At 66.1% G+C, this 19,996-nt stretch carries 12 protein-coding genes and 1 pseudogene; 10 read left to right on the top strand and 3 right to left on the bottom strand.

Annotated elements, in window-relative coordinates:
- The 6 genes and pseudogenes from LIG30_RS00130 to LIG30_RS00155 all read left to right on the top strand — a co-directional run.
- Window positions 1-158 (top strand): annotated as a pseudogene (locus LIG30_RS00130) (chemotaxis protein CheW); the annotation flags it as partial.
- On the top strand, window positions 155-1,657 hold the full coding sequence (locus LIG30_RS00135) for a CheR family methyltransferase (protein ID WP_442856832.1): 1,503 nt from the start codon (window positions 155-157) through the stop codon (window positions 1,655-1,657). The pseudogene LIG30_RS00130 and the gene LIG30_RS00135, both read left to right, overlap by 4 nt.
- The gene (locus LIG30_RS00140) at window positions 1,638-2,426 is read left to right on the top strand and encodes a chemotaxis protein CheW (RefSeq protein WP_038708580.1); all 789 of its coding nucleotides are present in this window, start codon (window positions 1,638-1,640) and stop codon (window positions 2,424-2,426) included. Before LIG30_RS00135 ends, LIG30_RS00140 begins: the two co-directional genes overlap by 20 nt.
- Entirely contained in the window at window positions 2,426-4,816 is a 2,391-nt protein-coding gene (locus LIG30_RS00145) for a hybrid sensor histidine kinase/response regulator (RefSeq protein WP_038708582.1), read from the top strand. Before LIG30_RS00140 ends, LIG30_RS00145 begins: the two co-directional genes overlap by 1 nt.
- A complete protein-coding gene (locus LIG30_RS00150) occupies window positions 4,813-5,820 on the top strand; it encodes a chemotaxis response regulator protein-glutamate methylesterase (protein ID WP_038708584.1) in 1,008 nt (335 codons plus the stop codon). Before LIG30_RS00145 ends, LIG30_RS00150 begins: the two co-directional genes overlap by 4 nt.
- Before the next feature lie 40 nt (window positions 5,821-5,860).
- Entirely contained in the window at window positions 5,861-6,979 is a 1,119-nt protein-coding gene (locus LIG30_RS00155; RefSeq protein WP_200929616.1) for a diguanylate cyclase domain-containing protein, read from the top strand.
- 118 nt (window positions 6,980-7,097) lie between these two features.
- On the opposite strand, the gene LIG30_RS00160 is transcribed toward LIG30_RS00155, so the two are convergent.
- Window positions 7,098-9,701 (bottom strand): EAL domain-containing protein, encoded by a 2,604-nt coding sequence (locus tag LIG30_RS00160; protein WP_051994802.1) that lies wholly within the window; start codon window positions 9,699-9,701, stop codon window positions 7,098-7,100.
- A gap of 747 nt (window positions 9,702-10,448) precedes the next feature.
- On the opposite strand from LIG30_RS00160, the gene LIG30_RS00165 reads away from it, so the two are divergent.
- Window positions 10,449-11,471, top strand: coding sequence for a patatin-like phospholipase family protein (locus LIG30_RS00165; protein WP_083493826.1), 1,023 nt, complete (start codon window positions 10,449-10,451; stop codon window positions 11,469-11,471).
- A 326-nt stretch (window positions 11,472-11,797) separates the two neighbouring features.
- Window positions 11,798-13,573 (top strand): methyl-accepting chemotaxis protein, encoded by a 1,776-nt coding sequence (locus LIG30_RS00170; RefSeq protein ID WP_038708586.1) that lies wholly within the window; start codon window positions 11,798-11,800, stop codon window positions 13,571-13,573.
- A 46-nt stretch (window positions 13,574-13,619) separates the two neighbouring features.
- Here the strand turns inward: LIG30_RS00170 and LIG30_RS27495 are convergent, their stop codons facing one another.
- Window positions 13,620-15,323, bottom strand: a complete 1,704-nt coding sequence (locus LIG30_RS27495) for a methyl-accepting chemotaxis protein (protein WP_038708587.1) — start codon at window positions 15,321-15,323, stop codon at window positions 13,620-13,622.
- Between the two features lie 501 nt (window positions 15,324-15,824).
- Between LIG30_RS27495 and LIG30_RS00180 the strand changes: the two genes are divergently transcribed.
- Both LIG30_RS00180 and LIG30_RS00185 read left to right on the top strand, forming a co-directional pair.
- Window positions 15,825-17,693, top strand: a complete 1,869-nt coding sequence (locus LIG30_RS00180; RefSeq protein WP_152985941.1) for a carboxypeptidase-like regulatory domain-containing protein — start codon at window positions 15,825-15,827, stop codon at window positions 17,691-17,693.
- 15 nt (window positions 17,694-17,708) lie between these two features.
- Window positions 17,709-18,791 carry a porin gene (locus LIG30_RS00185; protein ID WP_235510108.1) on the top strand — a complete coding sequence of 361 codons (1,083 nt, stop codon included), beginning with the start codon at window positions 17,709-17,711 and terminating at the stop codon, window positions 18,789-18,791.
- Between the two features lie 176 nt (window positions 18,792-18,967).
- Here the strand turns inward: LIG30_RS00185 and LIG30_RS00190 are convergent, their stop codons facing one another.
- Entirely contained in the window at window positions 18,968-19,894 is a 927-nt protein-coding gene (locus LIG30_RS00190) for a LysR family transcriptional regulator (RefSeq protein WP_038708591.1), read from the bottom strand.
- Window positions 19,895-19,996: the final 102 nt, after the last annotated feature.

The following is a 19,996-nucleotide window of genomic DNA, read 5'->3' on the forward strand; positions in this document are numbered from 1 at the left end:
GCGGCGTCGCGACGCCGCACGCACGCTGGCTCGGGCCGGTCGCGCACGATGCGGCCGGCCTCGTGCAATGGATCGACGTCCGGCACATGCTCGACGACGACGTCAAGGCGCTGCTGTTCCAGCCCGCCGCGGCAGATCCGGCCGCGGCTCGACCATGACCCCCTGCGCGATGCCGATCGACGACGCCCGCTTCGAAGCCTGGCTGTCCCGCGAAACCGGGATGGACGCCGCCTCGCTCGGCGCCAACACGCTCAGGCGCGCCGTTCTGGAACGCGCGCGCATCACGCAAGGCGGCGCCCACGCCGCCCCCGCGGCGCGCGCCCCGCTCGCCGACGCCTTCGCGCCGCCTCCAGAGCCCGACGACGCCGCGATCGACGCGTACTGGCACATGCTGAACGCGTCGCCCGACGAACGGCAGACGCTGATCGAGGCGCTGGTGGTGCCGGAAACCTGGTTCTTTCGCGAGCGCGAGGCATTCGCCGCGCTCGCGCAGCTCGCGGCCGAGCGCCTGATGCGCGCCCCCGCGCGCGTGCTGCGGGTGTTGAGCGTGCCGTGCTCGAGCGGCGAGGAGCCCTATTCGATTGCGATGACATTGCTCGATGCGGGCATCGATCCGGCACGCTTCGTCATCGACGCGGCCGACATCAGCGCCCGCGCGATCGAGCGCGCGCGCCACGGCCTCTATGGCCGCAACTCGTTTCGCGGCCACTCGCTCGAGTTCCGCGACCGCCACTTCAGCGAGACCGCGGACGGCTGGCGGCTGGACGAGCGTGTCCGGCAGGCGGTCCGTTTCACGCAGGCGAACCTTTTCGAGTCGCCGCCGACGTGCGAGGCAGGCTATGACTTCATCTTCTGCCGCAACGTCCTGATCTACTTTCATCGGGACGCGCAGGACGCGGCGATCCGGCTGCTCGACGCGCGGCTGGCGGAGGGCGGCACGATCTTCGTCGGCCCGGCGGAAACCGGCCTGATGATGCGGCACGCGCTGACGTCGGCGCGCATCCCGCTCGCCTTCGCGTTCCAGCGCACGCCGGCGGGCGCTCCTGCCACCGCGATCGCGCCCGCCGCCGTGCCGCCCTGGCTGATGCCCCAGGCAGCCGTATCGGCCACCGCATGGGCCACCGTATCGACTGGCATACCGGCTACCACGCCGTCCGGCGGCGCGTCGCGCGGCGCGGCGTGGCCCGCCTGGCTCACCGCGCGTCTCGCCGCACGGCCGGCGGCGCCCGCGCCGTTCGGCGCGCCGCAGCGGTCGCAGGCGACGCCCCCCGAACCAGCGCAGCCCCAGACCGGCGTCGCGCTCGACGAAGCCCGACGTCTGGCCGACAGCGGCCGGCTCGACGAAGCCGAGCACATTGCCCGCGAATTCATGAAGACGCACGGACCGGACGCGAACGCGTTCTATCTGCTCGGCCTGATCGCGGACGCACGCGGCCGCGACAGCGACGCGAAGGAGGCTTACCGCAAGGCGCTGTACCTCGATGCCGCGCACTACGAGGCGCTGACCCACCTGGCCGCGCTGGTCGACATGGCGGGCGACGAGGCCGGCGCAGAGCGGCTGATGCTGCGTGCGCGCCGTGCGATGGCGCAGCAACAGATGCCCGGCACCGGCCGCGCGGACATTCAAGGAGAATCCCGTGGATCGCATCGTTCCTGATTCCGCCAGCCCGGCCGTGGCGATCGACGCCTGCTGGTCCCGCATCGGCACGCTCGGCGACGGCTCGTGCACGCGGCTCGCCGACTGCATCCGCTGCCTGAACTGCTCCGTCTTCGAACAGGCGGCCGCGCTGCTGCGCGACCGGCCGCTCGCGCTGGACGCGATGGAAGACGGCCTCGCGCCGGAAGCACCGGAAGCACCGGAAGCACCGGAAGCGCGCACGCGCGGCGGCGAGCCGGCCGGCACGCCGCCCTTCGTGCTGCCCGGCCATGCCGCACGATCGGACGCGAGTCACGCCACCGGCGAGGCGGCCGACACGCAATCGATCGTCGTGTTCCGGATCGCCGACGAGTGGCTCGCGCTGCCCGCCGCGTCGATCCTGCAGATCGACGAGCTTCGGCCGATCCATCCGCTGCCGCATCGCCGCAACGGCGTGACGCTCGGCCTCGTCAACGTTCGCGGCTCGCTGACGGTCGCCGCGTCGCTCGCCGGCATGCTGAACATCGACCGGTCGGCGACCGTCAAGCACGCGTCGCGCAACGCCCATGCGCGCATGCTGATCGTCGAACACCACGGCGACGCCAGCGCGTTTCCCGTCGACGAAGTCGAAGGCGTGCTGCGCTTCGCCGCGCCGTCGCTGCTGCCGGTTCCCGCCACGCTGTCGCATGCCGCCGCCGTCCATACGCGCGGCGTGCTCGCGTGGCGCGGCACGACGATCGGCCTGCTCGACGCCGACCACGTATTCACATCGCTTGCCCGGAGCCTGTGATGAGCCACGACAACGACCTGGGCCGCCTGTCCCTGCTCGAGCTGTTCCGGGAGGAAGCGCAGGCGCAGGCCCACGTGCTTGCCGGCGGGCTGCTCACGCTGGAACACAGCCCCGCCGACACGACCGCGCTCGAGGAGTGCATGCGCGCCGCGCATTCGCTCAAAGGCGCCGCGCGCATCATCGACCTGCAGGATGGCGTCGATCTCGCGCACGCGATGGAGGAATGCTTCGTCGCCGCGCAGCGCGGCGAGATCGTGCTGTCGGCCTCGCATATCGACGAGCTGCTGCGCGGCGTGGATCTGCTGGTGCGGATCGGACAGCCGGACCCGGCCGCCGCCGTGTCGCGCGCCGAGATCGACGCGCTCGTCGCACGGCTGTCCGAACCGGCTGCTTTGGGTGCCGTGGATGCTTTGGGTGCGATGGGTTCGATGGATGCTGTCGATGCCATGGATACCGTGGGCGACGCGGCCGTCGCGCCGCCGCGCGGGCCCGTGCTCGCGCCCGACGCCGACACGCCCTCGCCCGACGCCGGCGACCGGGCGGACGACCCGCAGCGCGACGCCGCGCCGGCCTCGAGCGAAGCGCCCTCCATGCCGCCGCCCCGCCCCGGCCAGCGCGCCGACACGCCGAACGGCCCGCCGAACGGCCCGCAACGCATGCTGCGTGTCCATGCGGATCAACTGGACCGGCTGTTGAGCCTGCTGGGCGAATCGCTGGTCGAGTCGCGGCGGCTCAAGCCGTTCGCCAATTCCCTGCTTCGCATCAAGCGCACGCAGCAGGACGCCGCGCGCGCGCTCGACGCGTTGTACGCATCGCTCACCGAGCGTCTCGATCCGTCCACGCTCGAGATGATCAACGACGTCCGCAAGACGCTCGGCCAGGTTCAGCAGATGCTCGGCGGCCGCGTCGACGAGCTCGACCGGCTCGATCGCCGCGGCACGAATCTCGCGCAACAGCTGTACGACGAGGCGCTGCGCTGCCGGATGCGTCCGTTCGGCGACGCCGCGCATGCGTACCCGCGCATCGTGCGCGACTTCGCGCGTTCGCTCGGCAAGCAGGTGCGGCTGTCGATCGTCGGCGAATCGACGCAGGTGGATCGCGACATTCTCGACATGCTCGATGCGCCGCTCGGCCATCTGCTGCGCAACGCGCTCGACCACGGCGTCGAGACGCCCGACGCGCGCGTGGCCAGCGGCAAGCCCGCCGAAGCGACCATCACGCTGGAGGCGCGCCACAGCGCGGGCAAGCTGTTCATCTCCGTCGGCGACGACGGCCGGGGCATCGACCTGGACGCGCTGCGCGCCGCCATCGTGCGGCGTCGCCTGGCCGACGACGACACGGTGGCACGCCTGTCCGATCACGAACTGCTCGACTTCCTGCTGCTGCCCGGCTTCTCGATGCGCGAACAGGTCACCGACGTGTCCGGCCGCGGCGTCGGGCTCGACGCGGTGCACGAGATGGTCAAGACCGTGCGCGGCACCGTCCGCATCGTCAACGAGCCCGGGCGCGGCACGCGTTTCGTGCTGCAACTGCCGCTGACCCTGTCGGTGATCCGCAGCCTGCTGGTCGAAGTGGGCGGCGAAGCGTACGCGTTTCCGCTCGCGCACGTGCGCCGGACCGTCGAGCTCGCGCGCGCCGACATCGACATGCTCGAAGGCCAGCAGCATTTTTCGTTCGACGGGCGCCCGGTCGGGCTCGTCACCGCGCATCAGCTGCTCGGCACCGGCGCGCCGGACGCCGCGCAGGCGAACCAGCCCGTGGTCGTGATCGGCGACGAGCGCGAGACCTATGGCGTGGCGGTCGACCGCTTCCTCGGCGAGCGCATGCTGGTCGTCCAGCCGCTCGATCGCCGGCTCGGGAAGGTCAAGGACGTCGCGGCGGCCGCGTTGATGGAAAACGGCGACGCCGTGCTGATCCTCGATGTCGACGACCTGCTGCGCTCGGTGGACAAGGCCGTGCGCGGCGGACAGCTCGCGCGCGTGCAGCAGGCGGGCAGCGCCGCCGCACGGCGGAGCAAGCAGGTGCTCGTCGTCGACGATTCGTTGACCGTAAGAGAACTCGAGCGCAAGCTGCTCGAAAAACGCGGTTACGACGTGACCATCGCGATCGACGGCATGGACGCATTGAACGCGCTGCGCGGCGCGAACTTCGATCTGGTCGTGACCGACGTCGACATGCCGCGCATGGACGGCATCGAACTGGTCACGCTGATCAAGCGCGACAAGCTTCTCAACACGCTGCCGGTCATGATCGTGTCGTACAAGGATCGCGAGGAGGACCGCCGGCGCGGGCTCGACGCAGGCGCCGACTACTACCTCGCGAAAAGCAGTTTCCATGACGAAGCGCTGCTCGACGCCGTGCGCGACCTGATAGGAGAAGCCCACACATGAACATCGGCATCGCAAACGACATGCCGCTGGCGGTCGAAGCCATGCGCCGCGCGATCGCGCTGCGGCCCGAGCATCGCGTGCTGTGGGTCGCGACCGACGGTGCCCAGGCCGCCGATTTTTGCGCGGCGCAGCCGCCGGACATCGTGCTGATGGACCTGATCATGCCGAAATGCGACGGTGTCGAGGCGACGCGCCGGATCATGTCGTCGGACAAGCCGTGCGCGATCCTGGTCGTCACCAGCAGCGTCGGCGCGAATACGTGGCGCGTGTACGAAGCGATGGGCGCGGGCGCGCTCGACGCCGTCGACACCCCCACCCTCGCCGACGGCGGGTTCGGCGACGCCGCGCAGCCGCTGCTCGCGAAGATCGACCAGATCGGCCGCCTGCTGGACAAGCCGGGCGCCGACCGCTCGCGCGCCGGCATGGCGGCGCGCGACGGCGACGCGCCGCTGGTCGCGATCGGCGCATCGGCGGGCGGCCCGCTCGCGCTCGCGTCGGTGCTCGGCCAGCTGCCCGAGACCTTTGCCGCGCCGATCGTGATGATCCAGCACGTCGACAAGGCATTTGCGGAGGGCATGGCGCAATGGCTCGACGGCCAGACGCAGCTCACGGTGCGCGTCGCGCTGCCGGGCGACCGGCCGGCGCCGGGCGTCGCGCTGCTCGCCGCGACCAACGACCACCTGCGGCTGATGCGCGACGGCACGCTCGACTATGTCCGCGAACCCGCCGACACGCCTTATCGCCCGTCGGTCGACGTGTTTTTCAACAGCGTCGTCGAATGCTGGCCGGGCGAGGCGATCGGCGTGCTGCTCACGGGCATGGGCCGGGACGGCGCGATCGGGTTGAAGGCGATGCGCACGCGGGGCTTTCACACGATTGCCCAGGATCAAGCAACGAGCGCGGTCTACGGCATGCCGAAAGCCGCGGCAGCGCTGGGCGCCGCCCGCTCGATCCTGCCGCTCGGCAGGATCGCCGGCGAGCTGACGGCGCTCGTCGGGAATTGAATGGATGACAAGTATGACGGCGACAGGTATCGACATGACAATGATTCACCGCATCGACCCCGAAGGCACCGGCGGCGCCTCGCTGACGGAGCGCGCTGACGCCGCGCTCGAAGCCGCGCGCGCCGCGCTTCAGACGCCGCTGGCAGACGACGTGCCGATCATGGTCATGCTGGTCGACGACCAGGCGATCGTGGCCGAAGCGGTGCGGCGGGCGCTCGCGAACGAGGAAGGCATCGACTTCCATTACTGCGCCAGCTCCGATCACGCGCTCGCGGCCGCGCTCGAGACCCGGCCGACCGTGATCCTTCAGGATCTGGTGATGCCCGGCACCGACGGGCTGACGCTCGTGAAGGCCTACCGCGCCAACCCGGCGATGCGCGACGTGCCGATCATCGTGCTGTCGACAAAGGAAGATCCGGCGATCAAGAGCGCCGCGTTCGCCGCGGGCGCGAACGACTACCTCGTGAAACTGCCCGACCGGATCGAACTGGTCGCGCGCATCCGCTATCACTCGCGCTCCTACGTCAACCTGCTGCAACGCGACGAGGCGTATCGCGCGCTGCGACAGTCGCAGCAGCAACTGCTCGCGGCCAACCTCGAGCTTCAGCGCCTGACGCATTCCGACGGTCTCACGGGGCTGTCGAATCGCCGCTATCTCGACGAATACCTGGCGGCCGAGTGGCGCCGCAGCGCGCGCGACAAGGCCGACCTGTCGCTGCTGATGATCGACGTCGACAACTTCAAGCTGTACAACGACACGTACGGCCACGTCGCCGGGGACAAGGTGCTCAAGCAGATCGCGTCGGCCATCGAGGGCTGCCTCACGCGGGCAAGCGACCTGGCGGCACGCTTCGGCGGCGAGGAGTTCGCGGTCGTGCTGCCCGGCACGTCGCGCGGCGGCCTGCGCTTGCTGGCCGAGAAGATCCGCCGCGAGGTCGAAGCGCTGCAGATGCCGCACGAGCAGTCGCCGAGCGGCCGGCACGTGACCATCAGCATCGGCGGCGCGTGCCTCGTGCCCAGGCCCGACGCCGCGATGACACTGCTGATCGAAACGGCGGATCTCGCGCTCTACCAGGCCAAGCGGGAAGGCAAGAACCGCGTGGCGATCGCGGCGGATCCCGGTGCGGCCGGCACGCCGCAGGACGCGCCGCGCGACTGACTCTGGCGCGCGACTGACTTCGGTGCGTGGCCTCGCATGGCCGCCACCCGGTCGCGCCAGCCGCTGCGTTAGCGTCCAGCGCGGCCGCCCTCCCCGGCAGCCGGCCCATCGACGCGCGTCAGCGTCTGCGGCCCGTGCCGACGATCGGCGTGACCGGGCCGGACTTTTCCCGCCCGAGCAAGATGTCGGGCTTTCGGGCGGGCAGCGCGATTGCCGATGGCGAGCGGCTCGTCAGCACGATGGCGATCGGCTGCGGGCGGTGCAGGAAAAAGCCTTGCGCGCTGCCGACGCCCATTTCCGTCAGGATCGCCGAGACCTCCGCGGTTTCGACGAATTCGGCGATGGTCTCCTTGCCGAGCACATTCGCCACTTCCTGGATGCACTTGACCACCGTCCTGTCGAGCGCGTCCTGGTCGAGGTGCCTGACGAACTGCCCGTCTATCTTCAGGTAGTTGACCGGCAGCGCCTTCAGATAGCCGAACGACGATGCCCCGCTGCCGAAATCGTCGAGCGCAAAACGCACGCCGTATTTTTTCAGCGCGTTGACGAACACAGCGGCGGCGTCGAGGTTCGTGATCGCCGCCGTTTCGGTCACTTCGATGCAAAGCTTGGATCCGTTGACCGGAAAGCGGCCCAGCAGATTCTTCAGGAATTCGAGGAATTCCATGTCCCCGATTGACTGCCCGGACAGGTTCACCGAAATGTATTCGATGTGGTCGAGCTGACCGGAATAGTTCGCCATCCATCGGAAGACCTGATTGACCACCCATCGGTCGATGCGGCTGGCGATGTTGAAGCGCTCCGCGGCGGGCAGGAACGCGCCCGGAGGAATCAGGCTGCCTTGCTCGCCGGGCAGCCTCAACAGCACCTCGAACCGCTTCGCGGCGGCGGGCGCCTGCAATGAGAATATTTCCTGCGCGTACAGCACGAAGCGGTTCTCGTCGATGGCCTGCCTCAGCCGGCGAACCCATTCCATCTCGTCCTTTCTGGCGAGCATCGCCTGGTCCGTCTCCGACCACACATGGACGCGGTTGCGTCCGGCATCCTTGGCGGCATAGCACGCGCTGTCCACGCATTGCATGATCGCATCCACCGACGCCAGCTTGCCGTCGAGCAGCGCGGCGCCGATGCTCACGCCGACACAGAAGTGGCAGCCCTTGTATTCGAAGCGCATCGCGTCCAGCCGCCGGCACAGACCGGTCGCGACTTCTTCCACCCTGGAGACCGGGCAGTCGGGCAGGATGATGCCGAATTCGTCGCCGCCGAGCCGGGCAAGGGTATGCGGCATGTCGAGGCTCTCGCCGAGATGCGACGCCACGCGCTTGAGCAGCGCGTCGCCGGCCGCATGGCCACACGTATCGTTGACCAGCTTGAACTGGTCGAGATCGAGATAGAAAACCGCGCCCCGATTCGGGGAGCCTCGAACGCCTTCCAGCGCTTGCTGGAGACGGGCCTCGAATTCGGCGCGGTTCAGCAGACCGGTCAACGCATCGTGCGTCGCACGGTAGGCGATTTCCTTCGAAATGCGCCGCTGTTCGGTCACGTCGCGAAACACCAGCACGACGCCCGACGTCACGCCGTCCGCGTCCTTGATCGGCGCGGCGGAATCCTCGATGGAGAAGTGCCTGCCATCCTTCGCCACCAGCACCATCCCGTCGTCGAGCTGCGTCGCGCGATCTTCGGCGAGGCATCGGGCGATCGGGTTCGGTGCCTGAATCCCGGTTCGCTCGTCGAAAATATGAAAAACGCTTTCGATCTCCTGGTTCCCGGCCGCGTCCGACTGCCAGCCCGTCAGGTGCTCGGCCATCGGATTCAGGTATTGCACGCGCCCCGTCGTGTCCGTCGCGATGACGGCATCGCCGATCGAGTGCAGGGTCACGCGAATCTGCTCATGCTGGCGCGACAGCGTCTCCTGCATCCACTTGCGATGCGTCGTCTCCTGAACGAGGATCGCGCACTGCCCCGCGCCCGGGGAGTAGCTGACGATGTCGAACCAGCGTGCGCGCGGCCCGCGCAAATCGCGCATCTCCTTGCGCGCGCCGGTGCGCGCGACTTCGCACAGGACCGTCTCGCACGCCGATGCCTCGTGCAGCAGGACGGACAGCACGCCGCCGACCGGCTTGTCGACAAGCCGGAATTCCGGCAAGCCGCACAGGCCGCAGAATTCGGGATTCACCGCCACGAAAATCAATGCCGGCGCGTTGCTGCGCGCCGCATCGAGCTGGAGCAGCGCGAATCCGGCCTGGACGTGTTGAAACAGCGCCCGGTAACGCAGCTCGCTTTGCGCCAGCGCGCGATCGAGCCGCTTCTTGTCCGTGATGTCCCGGATCACCGCGATGGAGCGGAACGGGTTACCCGATTCGTCCCGCAACAGCTTCCCGGAAAGCAGGACGTCGATTACATTCCCGTCACGGCAGATCATCTGGTATTCGACGTCGTCGCATCGCCCGGTCCGGAAGAAGTCCGGAAGCACGACTTCGCGCGCATGCTTGCGGGACGACTCCGTGAGGAAATCCGACGAGAGGCGGCCGATGACTTCGCCTCTTGCGAAACCCAGCGTGGCCAGCCACATGTCGCTCACGTGGATCAGGCGACCGTTCGCGTCGATCGAATGCATCATCGCCGGCACGCTGGTATAGAGTTCGTCGAGCGCGCCAGGCTTCACATGCGTGATGTCGCTCGTCCGTCGCGACGAACGGTCGTTGGCCCCTTGAGTCGTCATTTGGGTATCGTGCCCCTCAAACGTGCATGATTCGCCGACGGCATAACGACCACGGCGCCGGGAATGCGTGATTGGGAACGGCAGATTTCACCCAGTCAATCGGTGCGCTCCTTTGATGCCACGTAGAATTCCGCTTCCCCCGGGTAGGTATTAAAGGTGGTTTCAGGTCGAAATTCAAGATTAAAAATTTCACGACCATGCTTAATGAATTTTAAAATTCTTTCTGCTGTAGGCCCCCGCCCATTATCGTTTCGACCCTTTTGTATGACAAATGAGATTCAAAAAAATCCCCCATCTCGCCGGCAGCCCATTTTCGGAATCGTGATCTACATTGATTAAAGATGCATTGAAAATGTAAATATGTAAACGCGGGTATTGCCGGAACCGGAGGCGAACCCGGGAACGCAGCAGCCACCCGGCAAGGGCCTGCGCAATGGCCGTGAAGGCCGGCCGAAGCGGCACGGCTTTCGATGGACGTGCCGACCGGCGGACAGAACCGCGGCCACGACTGGCGCGCCGGACAATCCGATCCTGTTGAATCTGACAGTGTCATGGCGGCATTTATGCCCGCCCTGCCGGTTCGATCCGGGCGGATTTGACTTCCCGGATATCGTCGCCTTGAATGGAGTGTCGCGGCACGCATCGAATATCGGCTATGCGTGAAAGATGAATGACATGGCGAATCGACCACGCACAATGGCGCCGCGTTATTGGTCGAACGGTCGTCCGATAATACTGGAGGCGTGTATGTCAGGAAACAACAATGGGGTGCAGCGCACCCGAACGCGCAGCGGCGCATTTGCCGCGATCACCGGGGCGCCGGCACTCGCCGCGCCGCCTTACCGCATTCTGTCGATTGACGGTGGCGGATTGCGCGGCCTGATTCCGCTCGCCATTCTCGAAAGGCTCGACGAGGAAAAGCCCGACTGGCGCAAGAACATCAACATGTTCGCCGGCACCTCGACAGGCGGCCTGATCGCGCTCGGCCTCGCCAAGGGCATGTCGCCGAAGGCCCTGTTCGACATGTATACGACACGCGGGCGGGAGATTTTCGAGCGCAATCTGTGGCAGGAGCTCGGACATGCCGGAAACCTGCTCGGCCCGAAATACGACAGCGCGAATCGGGAGCAAGTCTTCCACACAGCGCTGGGCGATACGTGCCTGAGGGATTACCTGAGAGACAACGACACCAAGGGCCACGTCTGCATCACGGCATTCGACCTGAAGGATGCCGCCGACGTCGATCGGCCGACACGCAACTGGAAGGCCAAGATCTTCCACAACATTCCGGTTGCCGACGAGAGCAACGACGGTGCTGAACTGGGCTACAAGGTGGCAATGCGCACGTCGGCCGCGCCGACCTACTTTGCCTCTTATGAGAACTATGTCGACGGGGGCGTGTTCGCCAACAATCCCGCGATGTGCGCGCTTGCCCAGGCACTGGATGAACGGTTGGCCAGGCCCATTCCGGCAGCCTCCATCCGCATGCTGTCGCTCGGCACCGGTTTCACCGCGACATTTTTCGACAAGGAGGAAAGCTGGGGATTGGCGCAATGGGCATCGCATCTGGTCGATTTGCTGACCGACGGCGTGCTCGGCGTCGCGGATTTCCAGGCGCAGCAACTGCTCGGCGACAGAAACTATGTCCGGCTGACCGTGCCGTTGGGCGAAAAGATACCGATGGACGATCCCAACCTGATCGACACGCTTCGGCAGACAGGACGAAACGCGGACATCGGCGCCGCGCTGGATCTCGTGACACGGTGGTGATTCACGCCGCCCGCCCATGAGCCCGGGCGGGCGGGAGCACCGGGAGCCCAATTACGCCCGGCAAACGTTGTCACCCCGACCGGAACAATGAAACCAATCTCTCGAAATTTTTCATAGAAAATTTAAATCAACAACAAACGTTTGCTATTGATTTTGCAGGGGTTCCCTACCCGTCGGCGACCGGCGACCCAAGGGTAAACTCCAACGCCGACCCACGAAGTCCTTCGCCCCGCACGCTCCACCCCGCGTGCGTTGCCCACACCCGCCCCATCGAATCGCGCGCTTGCGTCGCGTTCTTGCGTACTGTTTATCACTGGAGTTGAACTATGCGTTTCCGGCTTCTGTCGGTGAAAGCGAAGCTGTCCATCGCATTCGGCTTGCTCGCCGTGGTTGTGCTCATCGTGTCCGGCATGTCGCTGATTGCACTGAACGATGCCAATGACCGCTTCTCCAGCTACGTCAGCGGCGTCAATGCCCGCGCCGACATGGCCGCGTCCATCCGGGCGGCCGTCGACGATCGCGCGATGGCGGTGCGCAACCTCGTGCTCGTCACCACGCCCGCCGACGTCGAAATCGAAAAAGCGGCGGTCGGCGACGCGGAAGCGAGAGTCGAGGCCCGCCTGGAAAAATTCAACGCGATGGTGGCCGGCGCGCACGACATGACCGATCAGGCGCGCAGCCTCGCCGCGGACATTTCGCGGATCGAATCGCAATACCGCCCGGTGGCGCTCGAGATCGACAGGCTCGCGCTGAACAACCAGCGCGACGCGGCGATTGCGGCCATCGATACCCAGTGCAGGCCGTTGCTTTCCGCGTTGATCAAGGCGACCAACGCCTACGCCGACCTCGCCCATGAACGCGCGGCGCAAATGATCCGGGAATCGGACGATCACTTTGCGCACCAGCGCGATCTGCTGATCGCCATCTGCGTGGCCGCCGTCGCACTGGCGATGCTGGCGGGCGCCGTGATTACGCGCGACCTGCTGCGCGCGCTCGGCGCCGAGCCCGCGGCGCTCGCCGAAGCGACGCGGCGCGTGGCCGCCGGCGATCTCGGCCCCGTTCCGGGCGCCAGGGACGCAGTCGCGGGCAGCGTGCTCGCGTCCATGGGCCAGATGCAGACGAGCCTCGTCGACCTGATCGGCCGGGTCCGCGCGGCGGCGGAGAACATCGCGACCAGCTCCAGCCAGATTGCGTCGGGCAACGTCGATCTCTCGTCGCGTACCGAGCAGCAGGCCGCGTCGCTGCAGGAAACCGCCTCCAGCATGGAAGAGCTGACCTCGACGGTGAAGCACAACGCCGATAGCGCCAGGGAAGCGAGCTCGCTGTCGTCCAACGCGTCCCACGTCGCGCACCGGGGCAATGACGTCGTCAGCCAGGTCGTCGGCACGATGGACGAGATCAGCGCCAGCTCCAACAAGATCGCGGACATTACCGGGATCATCGAAGGCATCGCTTTCCAGACCAACATCCTGGCGCTGAACGCGGCGGTGGAAGCGGCGCGTGCCGGCGAGCAGGGCCGCGGCTTCGCGGTGGTGGCCAGCGAAGTGCGCAGCCTCGCGCAGCGTTCGTCCAGCGCGGCGAAGGAAATCAAGGAACTCATCGGCACGTCCGTGCAGAAGATCCAGGACGGCGCGGCGCTCGCGGACGAGGCCGGGAAAACCATGTCGGAGGTCACGCAGGCGATCTCACACGTGACCGACATCATGGGCGAGATCGCGGCTGCGTCGAGCGAACAAAGCCGTGGCATCGAGCAGGTCAATCAGGCGATCGCGCAAATGGACGCGGTCACGCAGCAGAATGCCGCGCTGGTCGAGGAGGCAACGGCCGCGTCGAAATCGCTGGAAGAGCAAGGCCGGCAACTGAATCAGGCGGTTGCGTTCTTTCGCGTGGATGGCGGCGTGAGCACCGCGCGCGCGACGGCTGCACCGGCCGCCGCTGCAGCGCTTCCGGCAGCGCTTCCTGCACGGCCTCCGGCGCCGGTGCCGAAGCCTGTGCAGGCGCCCCGGAAAGCCGTCGCTCCCGCGCGGCCGAACGTCGCGCCGGCCGCCGCTGCGGGCGTGACCGCGAACGGCGCCGATAGCGCGGACTGGGAGACGTTCTAAGGCCGCTCGAGCGTTCGCACACGGCCGATCCCCCGGACGACGTCACTCAGAACGTCGCCCAGTCGTTGTCGCCAACCTCGGCGAGTGCCGGCGCCGGCATCGGGCTCGCCGCCGGAACAGGCGACTCGCGGCGGGAAGCGGCCGGCTTTTTTGCGACCGGGCTGACCGGCTTCGGACGGGCAGGCTCGCGCGTCGCCCGAACGGCCGGCTCGCCGCCCACCCTGAAGATCGCGACAGCGTCGCGCAGCCCGTCGGCCTGCTCCGCCATGGACCTCGCCGCCGCGGTCGCCTCTTCCACCAGCGCGGCATTCTGCTGGGTCACTTCATCCATCTGCGTGACGGCCGTGTTGACCTGCTCGATGCCTGTCCGTTGCTCGATCGACGCCGACGAGATCTCGCCCATGATGTCGGTCATCCGTTTCACCGACTGGACGATCTCCTCGATGGAATGACCCGCATCCGCCACCAGCCGGGTACCGAGATCGACGCGCTCGACCGATTCCTCGATCAGCGCCTTGATTTCCTTGGCCGCCACCGCGCTGCGCTGCGCGAGCGTCCGTACCTCGCCGGCTACTACCGCGAAGCCGCGCCCCTGCTCGCCGGCGCGCGCCGCCTCGACGGCCGCATTGAGCGCCAGGATGTTGGTCTGGAACGCGATGCCGTCGATCACGGTGATGATCTCGGCGACCTTCGACGAGCTTTCCGAGATGCCCCGCATGGTCTCGACGACGCGGCCGACGACGTCCCCCCCGCGTGCCGCCACGTCCGACGCGTTGCCGGCCAGCGTGGCCGCCTGCGTGGCGTTGTCGGCGGTCTGGCGCACCGTCGCCGTCAGCTCCTCCATGCTCGCTGCGGTTTCCTCCAGCGACGCGGCCTGCTCCTCGGTGCGCTGTGACAGGTCCGTGTTGCCCTGCGCGATTTCACCGGCCGCCACCGCGATCGAGCCGCTGCTCGACTTGATGCCGAGCACGATTTTCGCGAGTTGCTCCTTCATCGACACCAGCGAGTACATCAGGCTCGTCCTGTCGTTCGGCTGCAATGCGACGTGCGCTTCCAGGTTGCCCGCGGCGACCTCGCCGGCAAGCCTGGCTGCATCCGCCGGCTCGCCGCCCAGTTGCTTCGTCAGATCGCGCGCGATCAGATACGCGAGCGCGACGCCGACGACTGCGGCAAAACCGATGACGATCATCAGCCACAGGCGCGACGACGCATAGGCCTGCGCCGCTGCCTCGCCCGCGCCGTCCGCGCCCTTGACGTTGATCTCGACGATCCGGCCGAGTGCGTTGTCGAGCGCCTTCCGATACTGCTGGGCCTCGCCGCGCGCAAGTTGCAGCGCCTCATCCTTCTTGTTCTGACGAGACAGCGCGGCGATCTGCGTGTGCACATTCAGATAGCTGTCGAAATTCTTCTTGAAGTCGTCGTACGCCTGACGCTCGTTCGCGTCGGAAATGAGCTTCGCGTACTGACTGTCGGCTTGCTGAAAATCCGCCAGCACGTCGCTGATCTCCTTTTCGTACGTGCTCATGTCGGCGTCGCTGGTCGACAGGATGTGCTGGATTTCGGAGACTCGAAACTGGCGCATGTCGCTGCGCATCTGACCGGCCAGCCGCACGCTCGGCAGCCAGTTGTTGTTCACGTCCAGGACCCGGTCGTTCACCTGGCTTACCTGATAGATCCCGAATCCGCCCGTGCCGACCAGCATGGCCACCACCGCCAGGAACGCGATCAGCAACTTATTGAAGACTTTCATTCTTCTTAAGAAATCCACTTTTTTCTCCTATTTTGTTGCGACGATTTCGGCCATCGATTCTACAGACTATTTATTTGAATCCTAATGACAATCATTCGTTTTCATATCATCCAATATTTCAATTGCATGACGAATTTCAGAAAATCGGTTCAATAATTTGACGGAAAACGTTTGCGCATGAAAACAGCAATGACCATGTGCGAACGGCGCAACAATTCACACTCCCGACTTCATGACTGAACAGGAGTACTTTCGTCCTCCGACGGCCAACCGGGCGAGGTCGAGACGTCGGGATGCGGCAGCCTGAGCCGCACCAGGACGAGCAGGCACGCAATCCGCACCCTTCAGCCGGGCGGTGTTCTGCCGTAAACGCGAACGGTTGCCGGCGGCACGCGCATTCGACCTCACGATCGTTTTCACGCGCTGCTTTTTCCCCAAGCACGTGGCCAATCCGAAGCGTTAACGCCCCATTTATTTTCTTCAGACTTTTATTCGAATTTCATGAAAAAAGGAATGCAGATCAAGCGGCTCTTTTCCGCCTGCTGTGTCGTCGTATTGAGCGCGTGCGGAGGCGGCGGCGGAAGCACGCAAGCAAGCGGCAACGCCGGTGCGGGCAGCCAGCTGTCGGGCACCGTCGCCGTGGGCGCGCCAATGCTCAACGCGACCGTGACCGTGCTCGGCGCGAACGGCCAAAGCGTCAGTACGGCAGCGACCGATAGCGGCAGCTACGCGGGGCTCGATGTTTCCGCGCTTACGCCGCCGTACCGCATTCAGGCATGCGGGCTGGCCAACGGCCAGTCCACCTGCTACTACGCCTTCGTGCAGTCCGGCGGGGTGGCCAATGTCACGCCGTTGACCGACGCAACCGTCGCGCTCGCACTCGCGGGCGATGCGTCGACGCTGTTCAACGGCGCCACGCCGACTGCGGCCGCGATGGCCAGCAGCATGCAGACGCTGCAGAACCTGCTCGGCCCGGTGCTGACCGCCGCGGGCATGAGCGCCAATAGCGACTTCACCACGACGCCTTTCAACGCCAACCACACCGGCATGGACAAGGTGCTCGACGCGGTCAAGATCAGCACGGGACACAACAACGGCGCGGCGTTCGTGCAGCTCGAAGGCGTGGTCGGCAGCGGCAACGCCTATGTGGACAGTCAGGGCAACCAGTCCGGCAGTCTCAACGCAGGTTCGTTGATCAACGGGATGGCCGTCGACCTGACCGGCATCTCGACGATCTTCAATGGCCTGAACAACGGCATCGGCAGCAGCAAGGCGACGAGGTGCGCATCGACCATCGGCGCGCAGGTCGCGTTCGATCCGAGCTTCGCGCTGAACATCGGCAATCAGCCGCTGACCGCCGCCAACGCCGCGACGAATCTCTGCGCGTACGCGGCCAGCAACGGCTTTCTGGGAGGCAAGGTGGCCAATCCCGCGTTGCGTTCATGCGATTTCAGCGGATCGGACAAGATCTGCACCGTCGGTTTCGACGTGATCAACGGCACGCTGAGCGTCGAAAGCGCCGAGATGGCGGTCGTGCTGCGCCAGGGCAGCTCGACGTGGGCCTTGCTCGGCGAGGAGAACCCGTATGGCATCAACGCCGGCGCCGCGGTGCAACGCACGCTGCGCGTCGGGGCCGGCGGCTCGCAGCCCGCCTATTCGCGCAACCTGTCCATCGACGTGCCCACCACCGTGGGCGGCAACGCCACCGCGCCGCATGCCGCGAAGGTCTATGCGCATAACGACGTGACCGGCAACTGGGACCTGTCCACCCCGATCGCCACGCTCAGCGACTCGGGCTGCGCTGGCCAGCCGAATCTCACGATTACCGGCTATAGCTGCGGCGGAGAGTGGCTGTCGCTCGACAGCTATAACACCACCACGCTCGCGAACGGCGATGCGCTGATCGATGCGTTCTACCGCCATGGGCGAGACCTGCGGGTCGACCTGTACTCGGATTCCGCCGGGACAACGAAATATGCATCGGTCGTCGTGCGCATTCACGGCGTGCCGCCGAAGTCGGCGGACCTGCCGGGCGTCCCCTGGCTGGACGTGGATGCGGCGAGCCAGTCGGCGCTCGCGGCCTACGACAGCGGAACGTCGGTCAGCAAGACGCTCGGCGTGAGCTGGGCATCCAATCCGGCCGTCATTGCCCATGACCTGACGCTGTGCGCGGATAGCGCGTGCGGCACGAAGGCCCATGCGTCGCTGCCCGGTTCGAGCAGCCAGACCCGCGCCACGATGAATCTCGCCAGCGTCAACGTCTCCGCCGCCGGCTACAAGCGCCTGACGCTCTATGGCCGCGACCGCGACGAAGTCGGCTACGAAAGCGCGTATCTGAGTTGCCAGACGGGCTCGCCAGGTTGTCAGTAAGCACGCGCGTTCAGCATGTCGAAATATAAACTCATGATTAAAAGCGTCATCCTCCCGTCTATCGTCGCCGCGATGGCCGGCAGCGCAGAGGCGCAATCCAGCGTGACGCTGTTCGGCACCGTCGGCGGGGGCATTCGATGGGTCGACGGCATCAAAGGCGGGCATCAGATCGGCTTCGACAATGGCATCGTTTCAGGCAACAACTTCGGGTTGAAGGGATCGGAGGACCTGGGACAAGGGTTGAAAGCCATCTTCGCGCTTCAGAGCGGATTTTTGACCGGCACGGGAAATTTCTGGTATCCGTCAGACGCGCTCTTTTCTCAGGCGGCCTACGTCGGACTCGCGTCCGGCTCATGGCGCGTTACCCTGGGCCGTCAACTCAGTGCGGCCGAGGATGTCGGTGTCGCGCTCGATCCCGACGCCGCCCAAGGAACGAGTCTGGCTATCGTGCCGGGGATCGTTTTTGTGGGCAATTTCTTTACGCTCGATTCCCGATTCAACAATACGCTGAAGCTGTTTGGCAAAGCCGGTGGCCTGACGCTCCGCGGGAGTTATGCGTTTGGCGGGGTGGCCGGCAACACCCGTGCCGGGTCGAATCTCGCCCTCGGAGGCATTTATCAGTATCAGACGCTGCTGGTCGGGGCCGCATACCAGAAAGCCTACAACGCAAACGCATCTCAATGGGCCCAGACGGCGCTGAGCGGCGTCGCATGGCAACTTGGCCTCGCGCGCCTTTACCTGAGTTACAGCGCGCTCTGGGTGTCGGCCGCGACGCCCGGCGGCGCCGAACGTCGAGACGACATTCCGGCCGTCGGTCTCGGTTATCAGATCACCCCGTTTCTGCGGCTCAGCACGGCGACTTACCTCTACATCGCCAGGAACCTGGGCAACGTCAGAGGCGCGGATGGGCGAAAGCTGACATCCTACGCAATACTCGAGTATTACCTGTCCAAGCGTACGGAGTTGTACCTGGAATTCGACCGGAATGGATTCTCGGGCGCCTACAAGAAAGACCCGGCCAACGTTGCCGCGTTGAACCTGCGTCCGGACGGTCGAGCGGTGACAGGCGTTTCGATCGGCATGTCTACGCAGTTCTGATCATGTCGGACATCGGTTTGGCCACGACGCGGGTGGCGGCGCCGTTTGCGTCCTGTCCATCGAGCGCTCGCGCTTCGAGGGCGGGCGGCGTGGCATTACGCGTGTTGCGGAAGCGACGCGATATCGATCACGCCGCACATCAAGGAACATGTGACTGGCAAAAACCAGCCCTGCCCCTACCGCTGCAACGACTTGCGCGCCCTTTGCCGGGGCCCGGCGCTGCCGACCATCGCGACAACGGCTTCGATCAGCGGATTCTCTCGCGCCGTACTCCACGCCATCGCGGTGGTCACGACGCTCAGATTTTCCCTCAGCGGACGAAACACGACGTTCTCCGGCGCGAGCTTCTTCAGCGACGCGGGCACGAGCGCGATGCCCTGGCCGCACCCGACGAACGCGACCTGCGAAGCCACCGAACGCACCTCGTGCACGATCCGCGGAGAAAACCCGTTGGATCGGCAGGACGCCACCAGACTATCGAAATACACCGGGCTGACGTGGCGCGAGAACATCACGAAATCCTCGTCAGCCAGCGACGCCAGGCGAATGCGCGGGCTCGCCGCACGCGCATGCGTCTTCGGCATCGCAACCGCGAGACGGTCCTGCTCCAGCGGCAATGACCTGACCGTCGCGCCCAATTCCCCCTCCAGCCTCGCGAACGCCAGATCGATGTCGCCCGTTTCGAGCGCGGGAATCGCCTCGGCGCTGTCGATCTCCGTGACCGATACGGTGAGTTGCGGGTAATCCGACTTGATCCGCTCGATCAGCGGCGGCAGCACGTCCACCATCGCCGACGAGATCGCGCCGATCGTCAGCACCCCGCTGCGCCCCGCCACCGCCTCGCGCACCGAAAGTTCGAGCCGTTCGAGCTGGTCGGCAAACTTGCGCACGGCCGGCAGGATCGCCGCGCCGACCGGGGTCAGTTGCGCGCCGCGCCGGGAGCGTTCGAACAGCTTCACCTTCAGCGCCTGTTCGAGCGCCTGGATCTGCTCGGTCAGCGGCGGCTGCGACATGTCGAGACGGCGGGCCGCACGCCCGAAATGCTGCTCTTCGGCGACGGCCAGGAACAGCCACAGATGACGGATGAGCCGGAAGTTGATCATGATCGTTTGATAGGTTTAGCGTATCGAACGCTTCCATTCTTCGGAATTTACATATCGAACTGTAGGCTCGAAAGTACGGCATCGCAACTGACATTCCGCACT

Origin of the sequence: Burkholderia sp. lig30 (genome assembly GCF_000687455.2) — a bacterium.
GTDB lineage: Bacteria > Pseudomonadota > Gammaproteobacteria > Burkholderiales > Burkholderiaceae > Burkholderia.